The following is a 7,870-nucleotide window of genomic DNA, read 5'->3' as shown; positions in this document are numbered from 1 at the left end:
CTCGAATCTCGAATCTCGCTCTATTCGTCTTCTTCAGCCATAAAGGCTTCAAGCAGATCATTCAGGAACAGCTTTCCTTTTTCAGTGATCTGCCAATGGCTGTCGGTTTCATTAAGATAACCGAGCTCTTTGGCCCACTCTATCGTTGGCTGAATTGAATCAAACTCTAACCCAGTCGTATCAATGAAGTCTTGTTTTGGACACGCTTCCATTAGCCTGAAGCGGTTCATGAAGAACTCGAAAGGGCGGTCCTCATTAGGTACTTCAAGTTCATCCGACAGATAGGGCTTCACCAGATTCTGATACGCGGCTAGGTAGCCTCTAGGGTGTTTAACCTTAGTGGTGCGAACAATACGTCCATCTGCAAAGCTCAGCTTGCCATGAGAGCCACAGCCAATACCTAGGTAGTCACCAAAGCGCCAGTAGTTGAGATTATGCTGACACTGATATCCCGGCTTGCTGTAGCCTGAAATTTCGTATTGTACATAACCTGCGTCTGCGAGCTTCTTATGGCCTAAGTCGAAGATATCCCAAAGGTCATCATCGTCAGGTAGCTTTGGTGTTTTGTAATAGAACATGGTGTTAGGTTCTATTGTTAGCTGATACCAAGATAAATGCGGAGGATTAAGCTCGATCGCTCTGTCCAAATCAGCCAAGGCCTGATCAATGCTTTGATCGGGTAAGCCGTGCATTAGATCTAGGTTGAAGCTATTTAGTCCGATTTTATGTGCTAAATGAGCTGCATTAACCGCTTCGTCTTGACCGTGAATACGTCCAAGCCTTTCCAGTTTCTCTTGTTCAAAACTTTGCACGCCCACCGAGATTCGAGTTATGCCTGCTTTTTGGTAACCAGCAAAACGCTCAGCTTCGATAGTTCCCGGATTAGCTTCCATGGTGATTTCTATTTCAGGTTTGAACGGAATGCGTTGTTCAATGCCTTGCAGCAATCGACCTATTCCTTCTGGAGAAAATAGACTCGGCGTGCCGCCACCAATAAAGATCGAATGCAATGGGCGAGGTGCGCCATTGAGTTGGTATTTTTCGATATCGGTATCGAGATCCTCAAGCAGAGCATCGATGTACTCTTTTTCAGGAATCTCGGCTTTGAGAGCGTGAGAGTTAAAATCACAATACGGACACTTTTGTACACACCATGGAATGTGGACATAGAGGCTGAGTGCGGGTGGTATTAGCGCTGCATTGTGCATTACAGAGCTTGCTCCTTGAGAGTCTTGAATAATGACGCGAGGGCTTTACCACGGTGTGACAGTTGCTTCTTACGTGACGATTCAAGTTCTGCTGAGGCGCAGTTATCTTCTGGTACAAAGAATACAGGATCGTAGCCAAAGCCATTTTCACCGTGTTCTTCAGTCAGAATGCGACCTTCCCATTTACCGTGACATACTAATGGAGTTGGATCGTTTTCGTGACGCATTAGCACCAATACACAGTGAAAACGAGCGGTACGCTTTTCAACATCGACACCTTGCATAGCATCTAACAGCTTTTCGATGTTTTGCTTATCAGTAGCCCCTTCACCTGAGTAACGCGCTGAGTAGATACCGGGTGCACCATTAAGGTAATCAACTTCTAAGCCAGAATCGTCAGCAATGGCTGGTAGCCCCGTCTCTTTCGCAGCGTGGCGAGCTTTGATGATGGCATTTTCAATGAAAGTCGTTCCTGTTTCTGCGACTTCTGAAACGTTAAATTCACTTTGCGCGACAACGTCGAAACCAAACTCAGACAGAATATCTGCCATCTCGCGAACTTTACCTTGGTTGCCTGTTGCTAAAACAATCTTACTCATGGGGATGTGGCTCTAATAAGTTAATGACTAGAAATGTGAGCTTTGAAGCTACTCTTCTATATAAAATTTTTGTGTGAAACGCAGTGGACCTGTGCCTTTCAAACCGGCGTTAACATCGATATTAAAAGTGATGTTCTCTTCGTGAGTGATAGGGAACTCAGCAAGGTAATAAATTGCATCACCTTCCTTTATTTCACGGAAGTTAAGCGTGCGAGTGTTACCTACTAGGTTTCGAGCTGTTCCCGTAATTTTAGCCGTTGTTGCAGGCTTGCCTAGAGAAGCGTTGTCTAGCACGCTGATGTTTAGAATCGCTGAGTATCCGTTTCGTTTCAGCTTATATTGCTTAGCGACCTGCGCAGTTAAAAACGTGGAATTGAAAGCCGAATAATGAACCTCGACATCCTTGATACTTTTAAACTGTCCTGCCGAACTTGGTAAGGCAACAAGAGCGGTGAGTAGTGCTGTTATCCATAAACGCATAATGACTCCAATAAATAGCAAAAAGCCATCATAGGATGGCTTTGACTTCAGTTGGGATTTGGCTTGGCGAGCATATTCGAACTTGCTTGTGCCTACCTAGCTCTCCCTTTTCTATCGTAATTTGCCCTTTAGCGACCTTAAATTGTTTCGCAAGGTATTTCGCTAAGTGAGCATTGGCTTTGCCATCAACCGGTGGTGCAGTAATGGCAATTTTCAGTTCCTCGCCGTGTAAGCCGACAATTTTATCTCGGCTTGCTTTGGGTTGGATATAGAGCCTAAGAAGAATATCGTCTTCCTCGGCCCAAACCGCTTTTGGCATCGTCAAAGTACCTGATGTTCGTACTTGAATTATAGCTGATACCAAATCGGGCCAATTAGGTCACCCATTAAGAAGTTCGCGAATTGCAGAACAATAAACAGTACCAGTACGCTTAAATCAAAACCGCCCATTGCTGGAAGAATACGACGAATTGGAGCCAGCATTGGTTCAGTCAGTTGATGGAACACGTATTCAATTGGGCTACGACCTTGGCTAACCCAGCTCAGGATTGCACGGATTAGCAGAACCCAGAAGATCAAACCACCAGCCGCTTTAAGCAGAGATAGCGCTCCAAATATCAGGAAGCTGATGTCAAATACAGCCGCACCGCCAGAGATAATCAGATTTAGAGCGACGAACTTAAGTACACATAGCACATAAGCGAAAACAACCGTCGCAAGATCAAGGCTGCCGATTGATGGAATTACTCGGCGTAGTGGTGCAACAACCGGTTGTGTCGCTTTTACGATAAATTGTGAGAATGGGTTGTAGAAATCTGCACGTGATGCTTGTAGCCAGATACGCAAGATCACAACCATGATGTAAAGATCAAAAACGGTCGAGATCAGAAAGCTCATCGAGTTCATATTGTTTCCTTTTTCGGATTTACTTGCCGCTTAGATATAACCCGAGCGACAAAATGCTTTTTTACTGTAATTAGTATTAAAACAGTTTTTCCATCTCTTCAGCTCGAGCAACCGCCGCTTGCATGGCTTTTGCTACGATGTCTGAAAGTTGATGGTCGTTAAACGTGCGCAGTGCTTCTGCGGTTGTGCCGCCTTTTGAAGTCACTTGTTCACGCAGTGTAGATAATTCTGTGTCTGGATTTGCAACCACCATCTCTGCCGCACCTAATGCCGACTGCTGCACTAATTTACGAGCGGTTTCCTGGTCGAAGCCTTGGTTGATTGCTTCGGCTTGCATCGCTTCCATAAATAGGAAGAAGTAAGCCGGAGCACTGCCCGCCGCCGCAATGATGTTATTAATCCCAGATTCTTGCTCAACCCAGCTAACTTCACCTACAGCTTGCATCAGCTGAGAAGCAAAGTCTTTATCATTTTGGCTGACCGTTGAATCGGCATAAAGACCGCTCATCCCTTTACCAAGCAGCGATGGCGTGTTTGGCATCACACGAACAAGGTTCAGCTGGCAGTTTAACATCTCATTGAGTCGATTCGCATTAATACCCGCTGCAATTGAGATAACCAGTTTGTTGCTGAAATCGATACCTTGTAAGGGTTTACATACATCAGCCATCATTTGTGGCTTCACCGATAGCACAATAACGTCTGCTTGCTCTGCTGCGGCAATATTATCGCTGGTGGTATTGATGCTGTACTCTTGCTCTAGCGGCAGCCTTCTGGTGTCTGAAGGTGCTGTAGCAGTAATCTTTTGCGCTGGGTAACCACTCGCGACTAAGCCCGCTACAATTGAGCGAACCATGTTTCCCGCCCCAATAAAGGCGATGTTCTTATGTTCCATATATAAAATCCTGAGCGTGTCGCTGCGCGGTTCAAGCGAAGCTGTATCAATACTTGTACTTGGTTACTTACTACGGTTATTCGCGTAATCACGAGCACCAAAGATGGCCGTTCCAATACGAACCATTGTGCTACCAGCCTCAACGGCTGCATCCATATCACCACTCATACCCATTGAAAGGGTATCGATGTCTGGATACTTCGCTGCGAGCTTTTGTTGAAGCTCTGCCAGTTGAGAAAATGCCTTAAGCTGAGATTGATAGTCAGATACGTTTGCGGGAATCGACATCAACCCTCTTAAAGTGAGGTTAGGGAGCGACGAAATCAACTCTGCGAGCGCAAAAACTGTTTCTTCTGACGTTCCTGATTTTGAATCTTCACCACTGGTGTTCACTTGAATGAGCACTTGTAGAGGTGGAAGCTCGTTTGGTCGCTGATCATGAAGCCTTTGTGCGATCTTATCGCGATCAACGGAATGCACCCATTGGAAGCTTTCCGCAATAGGGCGAGTTTTATTAGATTGGATTGGGCCAATAAAATGCCATTCTAAATTTAGGTTAGAATGTTGTTCTGAAAAGTGTTTTACTTTATCGACACCTTCTTGAACATAGTTTTCACCAAAGGCAACTTGACCTCCGAGTGCGGCTTCTAGAATCGCATCAATAGGTTTAGTTTTACTGACGGCTAAAAGTTGCACGGAGTCTGGAGCTCGTCCGCACTTTTGTTCAGCACTACGAATCTGTGAGGTGATTTGTTCGATATTTTGTTGAATACTACTCATAGCTGACTTTACTTAAGGGAAAATAAATGGATATCACTGAGTTACTAGATTTTAGTGTAAAGCATAACGCGTCAGATCTACATCTTTCTGCGGGTGTATCTCCAATGGTACGTATAGATGGTGAAGTAAGGAAGCTTGGAATCCCAGCTTTGAGTCATGCTGATGTGCATCGTTTAGTTTTTGAGATCATGGACGACTCACAGCGCGGTGAGTTTGAGGAAAAATTGGAAGTCGACTTCTCTTTTGAATTACCCAATGTTGGCCGATTCCGTGTTAATGCTTTTAACCAAGCCCGTGGGTGCGCAGCGGTCTTTCGAACCATCCCTGTAGAAATCCCAACGTTAGAGCAGTTGGGCGCACCTGATATTTTTGAAAAAATTGCCAATTATGAAAAAGGCTTAGTGCTGGTGACTGGCCCTACGGGGTCTGGTAAATCGACAACTTTGGCGGCGATGGTTGATTATGTAAACCGTAATCACAACAAACACATTTTGACCATTGAAGACCCAATTGAATTCGTTCACACCAATAATAAATGTCTGGTTAACCAGCGTGAAGTTCATCGTGATACGCACAGCTTTAAAGCGGCGCTACGCAGTGCGTTACGTGAAGACCCGGACGTAATTCTTGTAGGTGAGCTTCGTGACCAAGAGACGATCAGCTTAGCGTTAACGGCCGCAGAAACTGGTCACCTAGTTTTTGGTACTTTGCATACTAGCTCTGCAGCAAAAACCGTAGACCGTATTATCGATGTATTCCCGGGTAGCGACAAAGATATGGTTCGTTCGATGCTGTCTGAATCGTTACGTTCGGTGATTGCCCAGAAACTATTAAAGCGTGTCGGTGGTGGTCGTGTCGCTTGTCATGAAATCATGATGGCGACACCTGCAATCAGAAACTTGATTCGTGAAGATAAAGTCGCGCAGATGTACTCGATTATTCAAACGGGCGCGGCACATGGTATGCAGACCATGGAGCAAAACGCGAAACAACTGATGGCACAAGGCTTGGTTGACTCGGAAGAGGTCGAGAAAAAGATCGAAATTGAAACCTCAATGTTTTAATCAAGGTGAACAAAATGGAATTGAATCAAATTCTTGAAGGGATGCTCTCTCAAAAGGCGTCGGATCTTTATATCACTGTCGATGCGCCAATCCTTTTTCGTGTGGATGGTGAATTACGCCCCCAAGGAGAGAAGCTGAATGCGGCTCAGGTTGCTCAATTACTTGATGCGATGATGGATCAAGATCGACGAGATGAATACAAGCAAACGCGTGAGGCTAATTTTGCTATCGTTCGTAATTTTGGTCGTTTTCGTGTCAGTGCGTTCTTTCAGCGAGAGCTGCCAGGAGCAGTAATTCGTCGCATCGAGACTAACATCCCTACCTTTGAGCAATTAAAGCTTCCTTACGTACTACAAGACCTTTCAATCGCTAAGCGCGGGCTTGTGCTGGTGGTTGGTGCGACTGGCTCTGGTAAATCGACCTCGATGGCTGCGATGACAGGCTATCGCAATACCAATCGTTCAGGTCATATCTTGACGGTTGAAGACCCGATTGAATTCGTACACGAACATAAAAAGTGCATCGTGACTCAACGAGAGGTTGGACTCGACACCGAAAGCTATGAAGTCGCGCTTAAAAACTCGTTACGCCAAGCCCCTGATATGATTTTGATTGGCGAAATCCGTAGTCGTGAAACCATGGAATACGCGATGACCTTTGCTGAAACGGGTCACTTGTGTATGGCAACCCTGCATGCCAATAACGCTAACCAGGCGCTAGAGCGTATTCTTCACTTGGTGCCGAAAGAGCAGAAAGAACAGTTCCTGTTTGATCTGTCGATGAATCTGCGTGGTGTGGTCGCTCAGCAGTTAATACGCGATAAAAATGGCAATGGTCGTCATGGTGTCTTCGAAATTCTGCTAAATAGCCCTCGTATATCTGACTTGATTCGTCGTGGTGAGTTGCATGAGTTAAAAGCAACGATGGCCAAATCGAAAGAGATTGGTATGCAGACTTTTGACCAAGCTTTGTATGATTTAGTGGTTGCGGACAAGATTAGCGAGGATGATGCATTCCATAGTGCAGATTCTGCCAATGACTTGCGTTTAATGCTCAAGACCAAACGTGGCGATGATGACTACGAAACTGGTGCGTTGGCTGGTGTTAAGATTGATATGGGCTAAGTCACGGCTTTGTTGATAAACACAAAACCCGCTTCTGTGGCGGGTTTTATTCGTTTATAACTTAATACATGTTAGATGAGTGCATGTTGGAGCGATGGTTATCATATGAGTAACCGCGCTCCTTTTCTAATTTGATTTTTGACGGGTACTGTTGACCGTCGTAACCCGCGGAACCGCTTCCCATTGAGCTGCATGCCGTTATAGATAACGCTATGAATATTGTTAGAAAAATTTTCATATGAACTCCCAAGTTCTTTTCCTTTATCGCTCCTCCATTACGCAGTTAAAATGGCAAGGGATCATAAGCTTGCTCGAGTTTGCTAAATAAATAACTTAGCCATATTGTGCTTCAAACCAGCTCTCTAGAATTACAACGGCTGATTGATTATCGACGTTACCTTTACTTAGCGCTTTATAGCCGCCCATTTCAAAAAGGTCGGCCCTTGCTTCTGTCGTAGAAAGTCTTTCATCATGCAGTTCAACATCCACACCAAAGCGTCCTTTAAGACGGTTAGCGAATTTCTTCGCTCTGGGTGTAATAGCTGCTAGATCTTTACCATGAAGGTCGGTAGGAAGGCCAACCACAATCAGATTTGGCTGCCATTCCTTAATTTGCTTCTCGATATCGTCCCAGTTTGGGATGCCATCTTTGGCTTTAAAGGCTTTCAGGGGGCTTGCTGTGCCTGTGATTTCTTGTCCAATCGCACTGCCGATACTTTTTGTACCGTAGTCAAATGCCATAATTGTTCGTGACATGGGGCTTCCAAATTAATCTGTGTTTGAGTGTTTATTTTATTGAGCTGAGCTGAGCTGA

The 7,870-nt window shown here is 45.1% G+C and carries 10 protein-coding genes; 2 read left to right on the top strand and 8 right to left on the bottom strand.

Annotated elements, in window-relative coordinates:
* Positions 1-20: 20 nt before the first annotated feature.
* The 7 genes from hemW to AB4496_RS14755 form a co-directional block, all read right to left on the bottom strand.
* On the bottom strand, positions 21-1,208 hold the full coding sequence (gene hemW, locus AB4496_RS14785) for a radical SAM family heme chaperone HemW (RefSeq protein ID WP_017101448.1): 1,188 nt from the start codon (positions 1,206-1,208) through the stop codon (positions 21-23).
* Positions 1,208-1,807: an XTP/dITP diphosphatase gene (locus tag AB4496_RS14780; RefSeq protein ID WP_017080776.1), complete on the bottom strand. Its 600-nt coding sequence runs from the start codon at positions 1,805-1,807 to the stop codon at positions 1,208-1,210. The genes hemW and AB4496_RS14780 overlap by 1 nt, the downstream gene beginning before the upstream one ends.
* A 48-nt stretch (positions 1,808-1,855) precedes the next feature.
* Positions 1,856-2,287 carry a DUF4426 domain-containing protein gene (locus AB4496_RS14775; protein WP_017101446.1) on the bottom strand — a complete coding sequence of 144 codons (432 nt, stop codon included), beginning with the start codon at positions 2,285-2,287 and terminating at the stop codon, positions 1,856-1,858.
* Positions 2,288-2,315: 28 nt separating this feature from the next.
* The gene (yggU, locus tag AB4496_RS14770) at positions 2,316-2,606 is read right to left on the bottom strand and encodes a DUF167 family protein YggU (protein ID WP_017101445.1); all 291 of its coding nucleotides are present in this window, start codon (positions 2,604-2,606) and stop codon (positions 2,316-2,318) included.
* A 29-nt stretch (positions 2,607-2,635) separates the two neighbouring features.
* The gene (locus AB4496_RS14765) at positions 2,636-3,193 is read right to left on the bottom strand and encodes a YggT family protein (RefSeq protein WP_012604836.1); all 558 of its coding nucleotides are present in this window, start codon (positions 3,191-3,193) and stop codon (positions 2,636-2,638) included.
* A 76-nt stretch (positions 3,194-3,269) separates the two neighbouring features.
* A complete protein-coding gene (gene proC / locus AB4496_RS14760) occupies positions 3,270-4,088 on the bottom strand; it encodes a pyrroline-5-carboxylate reductase (RefSeq protein WP_102258155.1) in 819 nt (272 codons plus the stop codon).
* A 63-nt stretch (positions 4,089-4,151) separates the two neighbouring features.
* Entirely contained in the window at positions 4,152-4,868 is a 717-nt protein-coding gene (locus AB4496_RS14755) for a YggS family pyridoxal phosphate-dependent enzyme (protein WP_012604834.1), read from the bottom strand.
* A 26-nt stretch (positions 4,869-4,894) separates the two neighbouring features.
* Here AB4496_RS14755 and AB4496_RS14750 point away from each other — a divergent pair, with 26 nt between their 5' ends.
* On the top strand, positions 4,895-5,932 hold the full coding sequence (locus AB4496_RS14750) for a type IV pilus twitching motility protein PilT (RefSeq protein ID WP_012604833.1): 1,038 nt from the start codon (positions 4,895-4,897) through the stop codon (positions 5,930-5,932).
* A gap of 14 nt (positions 5,933-5,946) precedes the next feature.
* Positions 5,947-7,056, top strand: a complete 1,110-nt coding sequence (locus AB4496_RS14745; protein ID WP_102258156.1) for a PilT/PilU family type 4a pilus ATPase — start codon at positions 5,947-5,949, stop codon at positions 7,054-7,056.
* 333 nt (positions 7,057-7,389) lie between these two features.
* On the opposite strand, the gene ruvX is transcribed toward AB4496_RS14745, so the two are convergent.
* Positions 7,390-7,812: a Holliday junction resolvase RuvX gene (ruvX, locus tag AB4496_RS14740; protein WP_009847698.1), complete on the bottom strand. Its 423-nt coding sequence runs from the start codon at positions 7,810-7,812 to the stop codon at positions 7,390-7,392.
* Positions 7,813-7,870 lie beyond the last annotated feature (58 nt).

It is taken from the genome of Vibrio sp. 10N.222.46.A1 (assembly GCF_041473595.1).
Classification (GTDB): domain Bacteria; phylum Pseudomonadota; class Gammaproteobacteria; order Enterobacterales; family Vibrionaceae; genus Vibrio; species Vibrio tasmaniensis_A.
The sequence above is the reverse complement of the archived record's forward strand: the minus strand, read 5'-3'. Positions and strand labels throughout refer to the sequence as shown.

What these genes read in the sequence shown, in the direction of transcription:
- hemW (WP_017101448.1), bottom strand. Translation starts at nt 1,208, where the DNA reads ATGCACAATGCAGCGCTAATACCACCCGCACTCAGCCTCTATGTCCAC.
- AB4496_RS14780 (WP_017080776.1), bottom strand. Translation starts at nt 1,807, where the DNA reads ATGAGTAAGATTGTTTTAGCAACAGGCAACCAAGGTAAAGTTCGCGAG.
- AB4496_RS14775 (WP_017101446.1), bottom strand. Translation starts at nt 2,287, where the DNA reads ATGCGTTTATGGATAACAGCACTACTCACCGCTCTTGTTGCCTTACCA.
- yggU (WP_017101445.1), bottom strand. Translation starts at nt 2,606, where the DNA reads ATGCCAAAAGCGGTTTGGGCCGAGGAAGACGATATTCTTCTTAGGCTC.
- AB4496_RS14765 (WP_012604836.1), bottom strand. Translation starts at nt 3,193, where the DNA reads ATGAACTCGATGAGCTTTCTGATCTCGACCGTTTTTGATCTTTACATC.
- proC (WP_102258155.1), bottom strand. Translation starts at nt 4,088, where the DNA reads ATGGAACATAAGAACATCGCCTTTATTGGGGCGGGAAACATGGTTCGC.
- AB4496_RS14755 (WP_012604834.1), bottom strand. Translation starts at nt 4,868, where the DNA reads ATGAGTAGTATTCAACAAAATATCGAACAAATCACCTCACAGATTCGT.
- AB4496_RS14750 (WP_012604833.1), top strand. Translation starts at nt 4,895, where the DNA reads ATGGATATCACTGAGTTACTAGATTTTAGTGTAAAGCATAACGCGTCA.
- AB4496_RS14745 (WP_102258156.1), top strand. Translation starts at nt 5,947, where the DNA reads ATGGAATTGAATCAAATTCTTGAAGGGATGCTCTCTCAAAAGGCGTCG.
- ruvX (WP_009847698.1), bottom strand. Translation starts at nt 7,812, where the DNA reads ATGTCACGAACAATTATGGCATTTGACTACGGTACAAAAAGTATCGGC.